At 72.3% G+C, this 15,528-nt stretch carries 14 protein-coding genes; 8 read left to right on the top strand and 6 right to left on the bottom strand.

Annotated elements, in window-relative coordinates; all coding sequences use genetic code 11:
• The first annotated feature begins 483 nt into the window (after positions 1-483).
• The 4 genes from efeO (at position 484) to AC0680_RS27400 (ending at position 4,936) form a co-directional block, all read left to right on the top strand.
• Complete coding sequence (efeO, locus tag AC0680_RS27415; protein ID WP_478633643.1) at positions 484-1,638, top strand: iron uptake system protein EfeO; 1,155 nt, start codon at positions 484-486, stop codon at positions 1,636-1,638.
• Positions 1,639-1,665: 27 nt separating this feature from the next.
• Positions 1,666-3,012 (top strand): iron uptake transporter deferrochelatase/peroxidase subunit, encoded by a 1,347-nt coding sequence (gene efeB / locus AC0680_RS27410; protein ID WP_478633640.1) that lies wholly within the window; start codon positions 1,666-1,668, stop codon positions 3,010-3,012.
• A 69-nt stretch (positions 3,013-3,081) separates the two neighbouring features.
• Complete coding sequence (gene efeU, locus AC0680_RS27405) at positions 3,082-4,074, top strand: iron uptake transporter permease EfeU (RefSeq protein WP_478633637.1); 993 nt, start codon at positions 3,082-3,084, stop codon at positions 4,072-4,074.
• Positions 3,971-4,936, top strand: a complete 966-nt coding sequence (locus AC0680_RS27400) for an SCO2278 family lipoprotein (protein ID WP_478633634.1) — start codon at positions 3,971-3,973, stop codon at positions 4,934-4,936. The genes efeU and AC0680_RS27400 overlap by 104 nt, the downstream gene beginning before the upstream one ends.
• Before the next feature lie 64 nt (positions 4,937-5,000).
• Here AC0680_RS27400 and AC0680_RS27395 read toward each other — a convergent pair whose 3' ends face one another.
• Both AC0680_RS27395 and AC0680_RS27390 read right to left on the bottom strand, forming a co-directional pair.
• A complete protein-coding gene (locus AC0680_RS27395; protein WP_478633631.1) occupies positions 5,001-5,753 on the bottom strand; it encodes a bifunctional DNA primase/polymerase in 753 nt (250 codons plus the stop codon).
• A 163-nt stretch (positions 5,754-5,916) separates the two neighbouring features.
• Positions 5,917-6,516, bottom strand: a complete 600-nt coding sequence (locus AC0680_RS27390; RefSeq protein ID WP_478633628.1) for a TetR/AcrR family transcriptional regulator — start codon at positions 6,514-6,516, stop codon at positions 5,917-5,919.
• A gap of 130 nt (positions 6,517-6,646) precedes the next feature.
• Between AC0680_RS27390 and AC0680_RS27385 the strand changes: the two genes are divergently transcribed.
• Positions 6,647-6,823, top strand: coding sequence for a DUF6243 family protein (locus tag AC0680_RS27385; RefSeq protein ID WP_478633625.1), 177 nt, complete (start codon positions 6,647-6,649; stop codon positions 6,821-6,823).
• Between the two features lies 1 nt (position 6,824).
• Here the strand turns inward: AC0680_RS27385 and AC0680_RS27380 are convergent, their stop codons facing one another.
• The 4 genes from AC0680_RS27380 to AC0680_RS27365 form a co-directional block, all read right to left on the bottom strand.
• Positions 6,825-7,781, bottom strand: coding sequence for a small ribosomal subunit Rsm22 family protein (locus AC0680_RS27380; protein ID WP_478633622.1), 957 nt, complete (start codon positions 7,779-7,781; stop codon positions 6,825-6,827).
• 76 nt (positions 7,782-7,857) lie between these two features.
• A complete protein-coding gene (locus AC0680_RS27375) occupies positions 7,858-8,934 on the bottom strand; it encodes a serine hydrolase domain-containing protein (protein WP_478633619.1) in 1,077 nt (358 codons plus the stop codon).
• 62 nt (positions 8,935-8,996) lie between these two features.
• Positions 8,997-10,310 carry a Bcr/CflA family multidrug efflux MFS transporter gene (locus AC0680_RS27370; RefSeq protein WP_478633616.1) on the bottom strand — a complete coding sequence of 438 codons (1,314 nt, stop codon included), beginning with the start codon at positions 10,308-10,310 and terminating at the stop codon, positions 8,997-8,999.
• Between the two features lie 159 nt (positions 10,311-10,469).
• Positions 10,470-12,101 carry an alkaline phosphatase D family protein gene (locus AC0680_RS27365; RefSeq protein ID WP_478633613.1) on the bottom strand — a complete coding sequence of 544 codons (1,632 nt, stop codon included), beginning with the start codon at positions 12,099-12,101 and terminating at the stop codon, positions 10,470-10,472.
• 175 nt (positions 12,102-12,276) lie between these two features.
• On the opposite strand from AC0680_RS27365, the gene AC0680_RS27360 reads away from it, so the two are divergent.
• The 3 genes from AC0680_RS27360 to AC0680_RS27350 all read left to right on the top strand — a co-directional run bounded on the left by AC0680_RS27360 (position 12,277) and on the right by AC0680_RS27350 (position 15,462).
• Complete coding sequence (locus AC0680_RS27360) at positions 12,277-13,185, top strand: DUF4429 domain-containing protein (RefSeq protein ID WP_478633610.1); 909 nt, start codon at positions 12,277-12,279, stop codon at positions 13,183-13,185.
• A 41-nt stretch (positions 13,186-13,226) separates the two neighbouring features.
• Complete coding sequence (locus AC0680_RS27355; protein ID WP_478633609.1) at positions 13,227-14,162, top strand: SDR family oxidoreductase; 936 nt, start codon at positions 13,227-13,229, stop codon at positions 14,160-14,162.
• 247 nt (positions 14,163-14,409) lie between these two features.
• The gene (locus tag AC0680_RS27350) at positions 14,410-15,462 is read left to right on the top strand and encodes a trypsin-like serine peptidase (RefSeq protein ID WP_478633607.1); all 1,053 of its coding nucleotides are present in this window, start codon (positions 14,410-14,412) and stop codon (positions 15,460-15,462) included.
• Positions 15,463-15,528: the final 66 nt, after the last annotated feature.

Below are 15,528 nucleotides of genomic sequence, written 5' to 3'. Positions count from 1 at the left end.
CGGGTCGCGGCCGGGGGGAACGGCGGCATGGAGCACCCCTTCCAGGGCTGGCACTTAGGTAAGGCTAACCTAAATTACATCCCGTCAGATGGGAACGGCCGATCAGCGCCGATCCGGACGGGCGGCTCGCCCCGCGGTGGCGCCGGAGGAGACCGGGCCACCCTCGGGGGTCTTCGCCGAAGCGCCGGCGTGCGGGTCGCCGGCGGCCAGGGGGAGTGATCGGGCACCCACGGACCCGCAATACCGTCGGTCATGCTCCGTCGCGAGATGTGACCCTTACCTTGACCGCGACTTGACGGTTCCGTGACCAGGCGTCGGTCAATCCGTAATCGGGCCGTTGTCCATGAGAGCGGGATCACTGGACAGGGCGGGCAGGAGAAGGTAAGCCTCAGATAAGTTAGGGCCGCCTTAGTGGCGACCCTAACGTCTGTCTACCCTTCCCGTACGTCGTTTTCGTACATCCGAGCCCGCTGGGAGCCCCGTATGCGAGCCCTTCGCCCCTCCGCCGTCGCCGCCATCACCGCGGTCGCGGCCGTCACCGCCGTCGCCGGCTGCGCCGCGAAGAGCGACGGCAAGGCAGGCGGTGGCAAGGGCACGATCGAGGTGACCGCGACCGACTCCAGCTGTGAGCTCTCCGCCAAGGAGTTCCCCGCCGGACACGTCCGCTTCGCGGTGCAGAACAAGGGCTCCAAGGTCACCGAGGTGTACGTCTACGCGCCCGGCGACCGCATCGTGACGGAGCGGGAGAACATCGGGCCCGGTACCCGCACGGAGATCACCGCCGAGATCAAGGCCGGTTCGTACGAAATCGCCTGCAAGCCGGGCATGAAGGGCGACGGGATCCGGCAGAAGGTGACCGCCAGCGGCAAGGCCACCACCGTCAAGCGCGACCCCAAGCTGGACGCCGCGGTCGCCGCGTACCGCAAGTACGTCCAGGAGCAGGCCGACCAGACCATCCCGAAGGCGCAGAAGTTCGCCGACGCGGTCAAGGCCGGCGACCTGGAAGAGGCGAAGAAGACCTACGCCGCCTCGCGGATCGGCTGGGAGCGCACCGAGCCGGTCGCCGAGTCGTTCGGCGACATCGACCCCAAGGTCGACCTGCGCGAGGACGGCCTGAAGAAGGGCCAGAAGTGGACCGGCTGGCACAAGCTGGAGAAGTCCCTGTGGGAGGAGAAGAAGATCTCCGGGGACGACAAGAAGCTCGCCGACCAGCTCATGACGGACCTCAAGGACTGGCAGAAGCGGGTCGGCAAGGCCGAGATCACCCCGACCAGCATGGCCAACGGCGCCAAGGAACTGCTCGACGAGGTGGCCACCGGCAAGGTCACCGGTGAGGAAGAGCGCTACAGCCACACCGACCTGGTCGACTTCCAGGGCAACGTCGAGGGCGCCGAGAAGGCCTACCAGCTGCTGAAGCCGGTCGCCGCCAAGAACGAGCCGGCGCTGGCCAAGGAGCTGGACAAGCAGTTCAAGGCGATCCACGCACAGCTCGACAAGTACCGCGACGACAAGTCCGCCGACGGCTTCGTCTCCTACGACACGGTCGGCAAGAGCGAGAGCAAGGAGCTCTCCGACGGCGTCAACGCGCTGGCCGAGCCGCTGTCGAAGCTGGCCGCCGCCGTGGCCGTCGCCAAGTAGTCCGCCGCCAGGCCACAGGGGGTCACGATGACGCACGACAACAGCACCGGCGCCCAGGGCGAGCGGGCCGCCGAGGACACCGCGGCCACCGACGCCGCGGCCGCGGGGAGCACCAACGGGCGGGCGCCCTCCCGGCGTTCGCTGCTGGGCTGGGGCGGCGCGGGACTGGCGCTCGGCGCGGTCGCGGCCGGTGGGACGGCGGCGGCGCTGCGCGCCGGCGGCGACGTCCAGCCGGCCGCCGCGGACGCGACCGCGGGTGCCGCGGTCCCCTTCCACGGCAAGCACCAGGCCGGTATCGCCACCGCCGTCCAGGACCGGCTGCACTTCGCCGCGTTCGACGTCACCACCGACAACCGCGACGAGCTGATCGCGCTGCTCAAGGACTGGACGAAGGCCGCGGCGCGGATGACGTCCGGGGACGCGGTCGGCGAGGGCGCGGTCGGCGGACTGGCGGAGGCGCCGCCGGACGACACCGGCGAGGCGCTCGGCCTGCCGCCGTCCCGGCTCACCCTGACCTTCGGCATCGGCCCGACGCTGTTCGAGAAGGACGGCAAGGACCGCTTCGGCCTCAAGGCCCGCCGCCCCGCGGCGCTGACCGAGCTGCCGCAGTTCCCCGGCGACAACCTCGACAAGACCCGCAGCGGCGGCGATCTGTGCATCCAGGCCTGCGCGGACGACCCGCAGGTCGCGGTGCACGCGATCCGCAACCTGGCCCGGATCGGCTTCGGCAAGATAGCCATCCGCTGGTCGCAGCTCGGCTTCGGCAAGACCTCCTCCACCACGCCGGAGGCCCAGACGCCGCGCAACATGATGGGCTTCAAGGACGGCACCCGGAACATCGCGGGCACCGACGGCGCCGCGCTGGCCAAGCACGTGTGGGTCGGCGAGGGCGACGAGAAGGGCGCGGCCGGCTGGATGGCCGGCGGCTCCTACCTCGTCGCGCGCCGTATCCGGATGCACATCGAGACCTGGGACCGCACCTCGCTCCAGGAGCAGGAGGAGATCTTCGGCCGGAACAAGGGCGAGGGCGCCGCGGTCGGCAAGAAGAACGAGCGCGACGAGCCGCATCTGAAGTCGATGCTGCCGACCGCCCACGTACGGCTCGCGCACCCGGACTCCAACCACGGCGTGCGCATCCTGCGCCGCGGCTACTCCTTCACCGACGGCACGGACGGCCTGGGCCGGCTCGACGCGGGGTTGTTCTTCCTCGCCTACCAGCGGGACGTGCGCGAGGGCTTCGTCCCCCTGCAGCGGCGGCTGGCGGCCAACGACGCGCTCAACGAGTACATCCAGCACGTCGGTTCCGCGCTCTTCGCGGTGCCGCCGGGCGTCCGCGACGCCGACGACTGGTGGGGCCGGGCCCTGTTCGCCTGACGCCGCCGGCGCCGCTTTGCCGCGCCGCACAGAAGACTGCCGCCGTATGAAGGAAGGGAAGGCCCCGACGTGTTGGGCAACTACCTGATCGGTCTGCGCGAGGGCCTGGAAGCCAGCCTCGTCGTCTGCATCCTGATCGCCTATCTGGTCAAGACCGGGAGGCGGGAGGCGCTGCGCCCGGTCTGGCTCGGTATCGCGCTCGCCGTGGTGCTGTCGTTCGGGTTCGGGGCCGCCCTGCAGTTCGGCTCGCAGACCCTGACGTTCAAGGCGCAGGAGGCGCTCGGCGGCTCGCTGTCCGTCGTCGCGGTGTGCCTGGTGACGTGGATGGTCTTCTGGATGCGGCGCACCGCGCGGCACCTGAAGCAGGAGCTGCAGGGGAAGTTGGACGCGGCGCTGCAGATGGGCACCGCGGCGCTGGTGGTCACCGCGTTCCTGTCGGTGGGCCGCGAGGGCCTGGAGACCGCGCTGTTCGTCTGGACCGCCGCCCAGTCCGCGAACGACGGCGTACGGCCGCTGGTCGGGGCGCTGCTGGGGCTGCTGACCGCCGTCCTGATGGGCTGGCTGTTCTACCGCGGCGCGGTCCGGATCAACCTCGCGAAGTTCTTCACCTGGACCGGCGGGATGCTGGTGGTGGTCGCGGCCGGCGTCCTGGCGTACGGCTTCCACGATCTGCAGGAGGCCGAATTCCTGCCGGGGCTTGGCAGCAAGGCGTTCGACGTCAGCGAACAGATCCCGGCCGACAGCTGGTACGGCACGCTGCTGAAGGGCGTCTTCAACTTCCAGCCGGACCCGACCGTCCTCCAGGTCACGGTGTGGGCTCTGTATCTGATCCCCACGCTTCTGTTCTTCCTCGCCCCGGGTAGGGTGTCGCCGAATCGTGCCACCCCGGCGGCCGCCCAGTCCGCCCCGGTCGCCCCGAAGGAGCCCGAGCCCCATGACACGCAGGTCGCCGTTCCGGGTGCCCGTAACTCTGACGTCGGCAGCGGCGGCGCTGCTGATACTGAGCGGGTGCATGACGGTGCACGGCGAGAGGGAGATGCTGCCGGCGGTGTCGAAGGCTGAGGGCGCCAAGGCCCTCGACCGCTTCGCCGACGGCTTCAACAAGGCCAACCGCCTGCTCGATCCGAAGCTGAACCCCTCCTTCGAGTCGGGTCCGCTGCTCGCCATCGACCAGGCCGGGATAAAGGCGGCGCACGCGCTCCGGCCGCAGGGCAACCCGAACTTCCTCCCGCTGGCGTTCAAGGACGCGCACTTCACCGTGCCCAAGCAGAAGGGCTGGCCGAAGTACTTCCTCGCGGACGCGCTCAGCAACCGCAAGGACGCCAGTGGGCGGAACACCCGCTGGTTCCTGGTGTTCGGCCGCGACGACATCGACGAGAAGTGGCGCGCGCAGTACTTCGCGCAGTTCGCCGGCAACAAGGCACCGCAGCTGAAGACGGACGAGGACGGCTACGCGGAGGCGGTGCCCGCCGGAGCGAAGTCGGGCCTCACCGTGGACCCGGGGAAGCTGAGCCGCCGCTACGCGGACTACCTCAACACCGGCAAGGGCAGCACCTTCGCGTCCGGACCGAGCACCGACGGCTGGCGGAAGCAGCGCGCCAAGGACTCCCACCAGCTCGGCGCGCGGATCCTGTGGGAGGACACCGCCTCGGAAGCGCCGCCGGTGGCGCTGCGGACGGCGGACGGCGGTGCGCTGGTGTTCTTCTCGACCTTCTACCACCAGCAGAAGACGGTCTCCGAGGGGTCGGTGATCACGGTGCCGGCCGGTCTGCAGGGCCTCGTCGAGGGCCCGCAGAAGAAGACCAACCGGATGGCGTTCACCACGGTCTCGTCGCAGGCGGTCACGGTGCCGGCCAAGGGGTCCGGCGAGAAGGTCGTCTTCCTCAACCGGCGCGAGGGCAAGACCTCGGTCAAGCCTCAGTAGGGCGGCCGACGCCGAAGGGGCCGACGGGGTGATCCCGGCGGCCCCTTCGGTGTGCGGAGCGGGGTCAGCGGCCGATCGGCCAGGCCGCCGTCTCGTGGTAGGGCTCGCGGTCGGTGCGGTCGTGGAACTCGGCGCAGGCGTCGGTCAGCGACTCCAGCAGCGTCAGCGGGTCGGGCAGCGGCAGCTCGGGGCCGCGCAGCCAGGTCACCGCGGGCTGCTCACCGGGCAGCGCCGAGGGCGGCAGGAGTACGTAGCTGCCGCGGCAGTGCCAGCGCAGCCCCGGGTGGTCCTCCAGGGTCTCGGGGTGGCAGTCCAGCTCGCAGGGCCACCACTCGTCCTCGTCGTCCGGGGTGCCGCGGGTGGCGGTGAAGAACAGCATCCGGCCGTCGCCGAAGCCGGCGCCGCTGAGCGTGATCGGCCCCACCTCGATGCCCGCCGCCTCCAGTCGCCCCAGGGCGCTGCGGCCCGCCTCGACGGGGACGTCGAGCACGTCGTGGGCGATGCCGGTGGCGGTGACGAAGTTGGCCTGGGGGAGGGTGCGGACCCAGGCGGCGACCGCGTCGCGGTCGGTGGTGGCGACGGTCTGCCAGCCGAAGGAGATGGGATGTCGGCCCGGGGTGGGACAGCCGACGCGTTCACAGGAACAGCCGTAGCCGGAGGGGTGTGCTGCCGGGGCGACGGGGAAGCCCGCGTCGGCCGCGGCCAGCAGCAGGTCCTCGCGGCCGCGCGCAGCCGCCGATCCCGTGTCCGTATCGCCGCCGTCCGATCCGCTCTTCGGCCGGCGCAGCCACTGGGAGAACCTGCTCTTGCGTTCCATCTATCCCCTCACTTCGAGCGGTGGTCTGGGATCAATGCTGCCACCATCCTGCGCTTCGGGTGACCGGTGTGGGGATCCGGGGGGAACTGAGAACGGGCGAATACCGGCAATCCATACCATCAGCGACAGGTCGCCGGCCTCGCCCGCCGTCCGCCCGGCGCGGTCAGTCGCGGGGTCGCAGACCACGCAGTACCTGGTCGACAAGGGTGTCGACGAACTCGTAGGTCAATTCACCGGTGCGCATCAACCAGCGCTGTGAGAAGGGACTCAACACCATCTCGGCGGCCAGCCGCACGTCGATGTCGGCGGCCACCTCGCCCGCCTCCTGGGCGGCCCGCAGCCGTTCGACGTAGACCCGGATGCCGGGCTCCAGCAGTCGGCCGACGAAGGTGCGGGAGAGCTCCTCGTCGCCGGCACCGGCCACCGCGAGGGCGCGGTAGGGGGCCTGGAACGCCGGGTCGTTGAATTCGTCGGCGGTCGCGCGCAGCACGAACTTCAGGTCGGCGGCCAGGTCACCGGTGTCCGGGAGGCCCTTTTCGTAGTCCTCGTCGGCGCCGGCGGTGAACGCGTCCAGCAGGACCGCGGCCTTGGAGGGCCACCAGCGGTAGATCGTCTGCTTGCCGACCCCGGCCCGGGAGGCGATGCCCTCGATCGTGAGTTTCTCGTAGCCGACCTCACCGACGAGGGCGAGGGCGGCATCGAAGATCGCGCGGCGGGAGCGTTCGCTGCGGCGGGAGGCGTCGGGTGCGCTTTTGTTGGCCATGGCGCGGAGTCTAGCGAGAAAGAGGCGAGACGTATCGTCTTGACGAGACGCGGCGTCTCGATCCATAGTGGTGGACATCGAGCGAGACGGACCGTCTCGCGGAAGTGGTCGGAGAAGAGAGGGGAGCCCCATGAGCAAGGGCAACGCGGGCGGAATGCTGGGCGTCGGAGGAACCCGGAGCAAGCTCTCGCGCGGTGCGCTGCGCGGCGCCGGCGGCGGTGCCCGTGGTGGCCACGGGCAGCCGGATCCACAGGACCGGCGCCGCGAGCTGCTCCGCAAGTTCCAGGAGCGGTCCCGGAAGGACTGACCTACGAGCGGTCCCAGTCGTCGCCCCACGAGGCGTCCCGGGCCGCGCGGTAGCGGTCGCCGTGCCGCTTGGTGACCGTGGTGCGCTCCAGGCCGTCGTCGACGGTGCACAGGTCCAGCAGGACCTGGCCCTTGCGCAGCTGGGGCTTGCGGACGATGCGGGCGGCGGCCGGGGCGGCGTCGAGGGCGGTGGCGGCCACGTAGCTGAACTTCTCGTCCTCGTACGGCAGGGAACCGCCCTTGACCTGGCGGTGCAGGGAGGAGCGGCTGACCCGGGCGGAGAAGTGGCACCAGTCTTCCCCGGGGACGATGGGGCAGGTGTCGCTGTGCGGGCAGGGGGCGACGATCCGCAGGCCGGCCTCGACGAGCTGGGTGCGGGCCTCTCGGATGCGCAGGTAGCCGTCGGGCGTGCCGGGCTCGATGAGGACGACGCTCTTGGCGGCGGCGGCCGCGGCGACGACGGCGCGGCGGTCCTCGGGGCGGAGCTCGCCGAGGACGTAGGAGACCGTCACGAGGTCCGTACCGGCGGGGAGGGCGAGGCCCTCACCGAGGGTCCGGCGCTGCCAGTCGGTGTCCGGCAGGACGCCGGCGGCCAGTTCGGCACCCAGGTCGAGGGCGGGCTGGGCCCAGTCCCAGACGGTGCTGTGGTGGCCTTCCCAGGTGGCGGCGGTGGCCCAGGTCGCGGCGCCGGTGCCGCCGCCGATGTCGATGTGGGTGGCCGGGGACCAGTCGGGGACCCGGGCCGCGAAGGCGGCCAGCGCGGCCCGTACGGCCTCGAAGGTCGCCGGCATGCGGTAGGCGGCGTACGCGGCCACGTCCGCGCGGTCGCGCAGGACCGGGGCGTCGGTGGGGGTGCGTCCCCGGTAGTTGGCGATCAGACGGTCCACCGCCTGCGCGGCCTGCTTGGGCGGCAGGCCGTCGAGCAGGCCGGCCAGTGCGGCGCGCAGTTCCTCGTGCATTGGAGGAATTCTACGGCGGGCCCGGGCGCGCTCCCCCACCCCCGAACGGCCCCGGGGACGCCCCGCCCACCGCGCCTCAGACAGCCCCCACCACGGCTCTGGCCAGGCGGGTGGCGGCCGCGGCGCGCGGGGCGCTGCCGCTGATCCGGCGGCGGGGGTGGACGGTGTTCGCGAGCAGGATCAGGAAGGTGTCGGTGGCGCGGTCGACGACCAGGCTGGTGCCGGTGAAGCCGGTGTGCCCGGCCGCGCCGCGGCCCGCCAACTCGCCCATGAAGTACGGCTGGTCGATGCCGAAGCCGAGGCCGGGCGGGTCGAGCAGCGCGGCGACCGCGCCGGCACCCAGGATCCGGGCGGAGCCGTAGGCGCCGCCGTTGAGCAGCGTGCGGCACAGCACGGCGAGGTCCTGGGCGGTGGAGAACAGGCCGGCGTGACCGGCCACACCGCCCAGCGCCCAGGCGTTCTCGTCGTGCACCTCGCCGCGGATCATGCCGCGGTCCGCCTTGGCCCAGGGGCGCCGCTGGTCCTCGGTCGCCGCCACACCGGGCGGCGCCAGCGGGCCGTAGGAGGTGCTGGACATCCCCAGCGGGCCGGTGATGCCCTCGTGGACCAGGGCGTCCAGGCGCCGTCCGGTCAGCTGCTCCAGGATCAGCTGGAGGGAGATCAGGTTGACGTCGGAGTAGAGGTAGCTGGTGTCGGGGCGGCCGGTGGGGGCGGCCGCCTCCCGCCACAGCAGCTCCAGCTGGGCGGCGCGGTCGCGGCGCTCGTAGAAGGGCAGCTCGGGGGCGAGCCCGGAGGTGTGGGTGAGCAGCTGGCGGACGGTGATGCCGGGGGCGAAGGCCGGCAGATGGGCCTTGACCTGGTCGTTGAGCACCAGGCGGCCGCGTTCGACCTGCTGGATCGCGACGATGGCGGTGAAGAGCTTGCTGAGCGAGGCGAGGTCGAAGACGGTGCCGGCCCGCATCGGCTCCCACTGCTCGCGGGGCAGATCCAGCCCCCGGTCCTGCTCGGGGTCGTAGGCCCGGTAGCGGTGCGCCCAGCCCGCGGCGGCCTCGGCGACCACGACCGGCCCGCGGCCGGCCAGCACCACGGCCCCCGGGCACCACGGCGGCCGGCCGTCGGGCAGCGCCCGTACACCGCGCACCAGCCTTTCCACCCAGGCCGGGTCCAGCCCCGCCTGGGTCGGCGTGCCGTAGGTGAGTCTCGGTGCCTTCAGGATCAGGTCCTCTCGCCCGCGCTGGGGGTGCTCTCCTTCCTACGCTGCCACGGGCGGCACATTCCCAGGAAGCTGACGAGCGCCGAAACGGCGCATACCAGCTGCACGAGGGCCATCGGGACGGCGGTGTGCTCGCCCGCGACGCCCACCAGCGGGGAGGCCACCGATCCCAGCAGGAAGGTGGAGGTGCCCAGCAGCGCGGAGGCGGAGCCGGCCGCGTGCGGGGTGCGCAGCAGGGCGAGGGTGTTGGCGTTCGGCAGGACCAGGCCCATACCGGCCATCAGGACGAACAGGCCGGCGGCCGTCGGGGCCAGGCCCACCGTGCCGAGGACGCCGGCGGACATCAGCAGCAGTCCGCCCGCGGCGAGGGCGATCAGCACCAGGCCGCAGCCCAGCACCTTCTCCATGCTGACCCGGCCGACCAGCAGCTTTCCGTTGATCTGGCCGGCGAGGACCAGGCCGACGGAGTTCAGGCCGAAGAGCAGGCTGAAGGTCTGCGGGGAGGCGCCGTAGATCTCCTGGACGACGAACGGCGAGGCCGAGATGTAGGCGAAGAGCGCGGCGAAGGCGAAGGCGCCGGCGAGCAGGTAGCCGGTGAAGCCCCGGTCGGCGAGCAGATCGCGCATGGTGCGCACCGTCTGGCCGAGGCCGCCGGGGTGCCGCCGTTCGGGTGCCAGGGTCTCCGGCAGCGTGCGCCAGACCAGGAGGGTGAGCGCCGCGCCGACCGCGGTCAGGACGACGAAGACGCCGCGCCAGTCGGTGATCTGGAGGATCTGGCCGCCGATGAGCGGGGCGACGACCGGCGCCACGCCGGAGATCAGCATGAGGGTGGAGAAGAAGCGGGCCATCGCCTCGCCGTCGTACAGATCGCGGACCACCGCCCGTGCGATGACGATGCCGGCCGCGCCCGCCAGGCCCTGCAGCAGGCGGAAGGCGATGAGGAGGGCGACGTCGGTGGCCACCGCGCACAGGGCGGTGGCCAGGACGTAGATCACCATGCCGGCCAGCAGCGGGCGGCGGCGCCCCCACTTGTCGCTCATCGGGCCGACGATCATCTGGCCCAGCGCCATGCCCGCCAGGCAGGTGGTGAGGGTGAGCTGGATGGTGGCGGCCGGGCTCCGCAGGGCCGCGGTGACCTGCGGCAGGGCCGGCAGATACATGTCCATGGAGAGCGGCGCGAGCGCCGTGAGGCCGCCGAGGACGAGGGTGACGAGGAGGCCGGTGCGGCGGGACGCGGCGGGTGCTGCCGCCGCGCCCCGCCCGGCTATGGCGGGCGAGTCCTGGGTCTCGGCCGTGGTGGGGCCGGGCTCCGTCATGAGCGTCTCCATGGGTCGTTGATGACCGGACCATGGTGTCATGCACGCGGCCGATACCGGCCGGTTGCGGGCCGGTCCCATCGACCTAGGACCAACGTCCCGCTCCGGCGGTCCAAAGGACCTTCCGAACCTGCCCCATCGGACCGCCCCCAAGGCCCGTCAGGCGGTCTTCAGGCCCGGATCGCCCGCCTCGGAGACGAAGGACGCGGCGGTGGCCACCGGCGCCCCGGGGGTGGTGACGGCGGACACCGTCCGGTAGTCGGCGCGGGCGGTGTCCTGGTCCAGGGTGACGGTCACATAGCCGCGCCGGCCGTTGTAGAACTTCAGGTGCGGGTTGGCGGCCATGTAGGTGGCCCAGTTGGCGGGCTTGTCCGCGCCGTCCTTGCCGCTGGCGATCGAGGTGGTGACGAACTCCACCCCCGCGGTGCGCGAGTCGGGGTCCTTGAAGTCCTTCTTGATGTCGAAGGCGTAGTGGACGTGCACATCGCCGGTGAGTACGACGAGGTTGTCCACGCCGGCCGACTCCGCGCCCGCCAGCACTCGGGCGCGGGAGGCCGCGTAGCCGTCCCAGGCGTCCATGCTGACCTGGTAGCCCGGACCGGTGGCGTTGCGCCGCTCGGAGAAGGTGACCTGCTGGGGCACGACGTTCCAGCGGGCGGTGGACTGCCGCCAGCCGTCGATCAGCCAGCGCTCCTGGGCGGCTCCGGTGAGGGTCCGCTTGGGGTCCTGGGACTCGGGGCCCGGCGTGTGCCAGCCGTCCCCGTAGGCCTGGTCGGAGCGGTACTGGCGGGTGTCGAGGATGTCGAACTGGGCGAGCTGCCCGAACTGCAGGCGCCGGTAGAGCCGGGCATCGGGGCCGTCGGGCCGCTGCGGGCGGCGCAGCGGCTGGTTCTCCCAGTACGCGCGGTAGGCGGCGGCCCGGCGGACGAGGAACTCGGCGGGCGGGAGGTTGTCCTCGCTGATGTCGGAGGCGTAGTTGTTCTCCACCTCGTGGTCGTCCCAGGTGACGACGAAGGGGTGCGCGGCGTGGGCGGCCTGCAGGTCCGGGTCGGACCGGTAGAGGGCGTAGCGCAGCCGGTAGTCCTCCAGCGTGACCGTCTCGCGGTCGAAGAGCGCGGGCAGCTTGCGGTCGGTGTAGTTGCGGGCCCCGCCGGTCGCGCCGACCGGGTACTCGTAGAGGTAGTCGCCGAGGTGGAAGACCACGTCGAGGTCCTCCTGCGCCAGGTGCCGGTAGGCCGTGAAGTAGCCGTCGTGGTAGGCCTGGCAGGAGACCGCGGCGAGCTTCAGCTCGGAGATCCGGGCACCGCGGGCGGGCGCGGTGCGGGTGCGGCCGACGGGGCTGATCCAGCTGCCGGCGCGGAAGCGGTAGTAGTAGACGCGGTCGGGCGCGAGGCCGGTGGGCTCGATGTGCACGGAGTGGTTGAACTCCGGATGCGCGTCGGCCCGGCCGCGGCCGGCCAGCCGTGTGAAGCGCTCGTCGTAGGCGACTTCCCAGCGGACGGTGACTCTGGCGTTCGGCATCCCTCCCCCACTCTCGTACGGGCACGGTGCGAGGCGGGTCCACAGCACCACGGAGCCGGGCTGCGGGTCGCCGGAGGCGACGCCGAGGGTGAAGGGGTTCTCGGTGATCTGGCGGGTGTCGGCCTCGGCGGCGTACGCCGCGCCGGCGCCCGGGAGGTTGGTCGCGAAGGCGAGGGCGGCGGCGGCCCCGGTGGCGGTGAGGAAGCGGCGCCGGCCGACGTGCGCCGCGGCGGCTCGGATCTGCTGCTCGTACGCTGCTGGGTGCGTCATCTGGCCCTCCCCTGATGGCGGTTGTCGCCCACGATTGGAGTGCCCCGGGACGGCGCCGCGCTGTCCCGTGTACGACGCATGCATGACAGCTGGATGATGGTTGGGCCCGGACCGGACGCCGCTGGACAATCACGGCACCCGCCCTCCGCGACCGGGCCTCCGTAGGATGCGCTGCATGGCTGAACTGATGGTGCGGGACGGCACCTGGAGCTTCGACGGCGAGAGCGTGCGCATCGTGCCGGGGCGCGAGCGCGGGGTGCACAAACTGCGTCAGGACCTCGGCGAGTTCACCGTGCCGCTGACCGCGCTGGCCGGCGTCGCCTACGAGCCGGCCCGCAAGGGCGGCCGGCTGCGACTGCGGCTGCGGGCCGGCGCCGACCCGCTGCTGCAGGTCACCGGCGGCGGCCTGCCGGACGACGCGAACCCGTACCAGGTCGCCGTGGACCCCGGGCGGGTCGAGGTCGCCGAGTACTTCGTGGACGCGGTGCGCCAGGCCCTGATGCTGGAGCAGATACCGGACGGGCCCTGCGACCGCTATCTGCTGTCCGGCCCCTCGGTACCCCTGTCGGCCGCCGGGATGGACGGCCTCGCCACCTTCGACGGCGAACGGGTGCAGATCGAATGGCGCTGGAACACCAGCGAGACCAAGCGGCATTGGGGCCCCCGGGACTTCGCGCTGGCCGACCTGTCGGCGGTGGAGTGGCGGGCCGCCGCGGGCCTGGAGTCCGGCTACCTCCGCTTCCGTACGCACGGGGGCACCGAGCGGCTCAAGCCGGAGCACGACCCCAACTCGATCGAGCTGTGGGGCTTCAAGAAGGAGAGCGGCACGACGGCACTGCTGGCGGCGGCGGTGGCCGCCCGGCTGCCGCACCCGTCGGGCGACGGCGCGCCGTCGGCGGCCGCGGCCCCGGCACTCGCCCCGCCCGCCCAGGAGACGGCCGGCGCCGCCCCCGCCGAGGACCATGACGCGCTGCTGCGCCGGCTGCGGGAACTGGGCGAACTGCACCGCGACGGCATCCTGACCGAGGCGGAGTTCACCGCCGCGAAGGCGGCCGTCCTTCAGCGCTTCCACACCGGCGGCTGAGTCGCCCGGTCCGCTCCCCGTACGGCGTTTACGCTGCCGCCATGGCACAGAACACAGAGCGGGCACGGGCAGCACAGGCAACGCCGACGGCACGGGCCGGGCAGGTGGGCGGGACGGCCACCGCACCCCGGCCCACACTGCCGGCACCCTCCTCACCGGCCGGGCAGAGCCCGCAGACGGCAGCGGTGCCGCAGGAGGCACGGCGGGGCGGGGCGGCGCCCCGGAAGGTGGCGGTGGTGACCGGCGCCGGTTCCGGCATCGGCCGGGCGGTCGCCCATGCGCTGATCGCGGAGGACTGGTCGGTGGTGCTGGCCGGGCGGCGCGCCGAGGCGCTGGCGGAGACCGCCCGCCTGGTGGGACTCACCGATATCAACAGCCCCACGGTCATGACGGTGCCGACCGACGTCACCCGCCCCGACCAGGTCGACGCGCTCTTCGCGGCCGTGCAGGACCGCTTCGGCCACCTCGACCTGCTCTTCAACAACGCCGGCACCTTCGGCCGGGCGGTACCGCTGGAGGAGCTGTCCTACGACGACTGGCGCGCGGTGGTCGAGGTGAACCTCACCGGCTCCTTCCTCTGCGCCCAGGCCGCCTTCCGCGCCATGAAGGCACAGGACCCGCAGGGCGGACGGATCATCAACAACGGCTCGATCTCCGCCCATGCGCCCCGGCCGAACTCCGTCGCGTACACCGCCACCAAGCATGCGATGACCGGCCTGACCAAGTCGTTGTCCCTGGACGGGCGTCCGTACCGGATCGCCTGCGGGCAGATCGACATCGGCAACGCGGCGACCGAGATGACCGGCCGGATGCAGACCGGCATCCTCCAGGCGAACGGCCAGACGGCGGTCGAGCCGGTGATGGACGCGGCGGACGTCGCCCGTACGGTCGTCCACATGGCGGCGCTGCCGCTGGAGGCCAATGTGCAGTTCGCGACGGTCCTGGCGACGAACATGCCGTACATCGGGCGGGGTTGAGGTGCCCGCCCCACGGGGCCCTCGCGGGTGCCGGACGGGGCCGCCGCTGCCGTGACCGGCCCCGCTCGGCCGCCCTCCGGTGCCCGCCCGCCGGCACCGATCCCCGTACGACCCCTGCCCTCCCGCCGCTTCCGGTGGCACGCTTACCTCGGATCCGCACCACTCGTCTGCCGGGCCGCCCCGCGCGGCCCCATCCCCCGCGGCCGCGCGCGCCCTGCCTCGCGCGGCCCCGCAGAAGGAGTTACGCGTGAGACGAACCGTTCGCGGCATACCGGCAGTTCACGGCATACCCGCGGCGCACCCCGCGCGCAGGTCCCGGGCCGCCCTCGGCGCCCTGACGGCCGCCGGTACGCTGCTCGCCCTGCTGCTCCCCACCGGCTCGGCCGGCGCCGCCACCCCGTCCGGCCCCCACCGCTCCCCCGCCCCGCAGACCGCCGCCGACGCCTTCTGGTCCGCGAGCCGGATGCGCTCCGCCGCTCCCCTGGACCTGGCCGCACCGGCGAAGGGCGCCCTGGCCACCGCGGTTCCGCGCAGCGCTCCCCTGAAGGTGCCGCCCACCCTCCCCACGCTCCCCCAGCTCCCGAAGGTGCCCTCGCTCCCCTCGCTGCTGCCCGGGGTGCTCCCCCAGGCCGGCGGGCCCTGGACCGGCGGCGGTGCGGTCACCAAGACCGCCGGCCGGGTGTTCTTCACCTACCAGGGCCGCAACGCCTCCTGCTCAGGCGACGCGGTGACCAGCGGCAACAAGAGCACGGTGATCACCGCCGGGCACTGCGTGAAGCTGCAGGGCAACTGGCACACCAACTGGGTCTTCGTCCCCGGCTACCACGACGGCCAGGCCCCGTACGGCAAGTGGCCGGCCGCCAAGACGCTCGCCACCCCGCAGTGGACGGCCAGCGAGGACATCAACTACGACGTCGGCGCGGCGGTCGTCGCCCCGCTCGACGGCAAGAAGCTCACCGACGTCGTCGGCGGCCAGGGCCTGTCCTTCAACTCCGGCTACAACAAGGCGATGTACGCCTTCGGCTACCCGGCGGCCGCCCCGTACGACGGCAGCAAGCTGATCTACTGCAGCGGCAACACCATCAAGGACCCGCTGTTCTCCAACGACCACGGGCTGTCCTGCAACATGACCGGCGGCTCCAGCGGCGGCCCCTGGTTCACCTCGTTCGACGAGAAGACCGGCACCGGCCTGCAGGCCTCGGTGAACAGCTTCGGCTACCAGTTCCTGCCCGACACGATGTTCGGCCCGTACTTCGGCGACGACGCCAAGAACCTCTACGAGAAGGCCCAGACGAGCTGATCCGGACCTCCTGAGCCGGAAGGCCCGATCCACGCTCGGGGCCGTACGGCGTCCGGACACCATCCG

It is taken from the genome of Streptomyces sp. NPDC043738 (assembly GCF_056436545.1).
The sequence above is the reverse complement of the archived record's forward strand: the minus strand, read 5'-3'. Positions and strand labels throughout refer to the sequence as shown.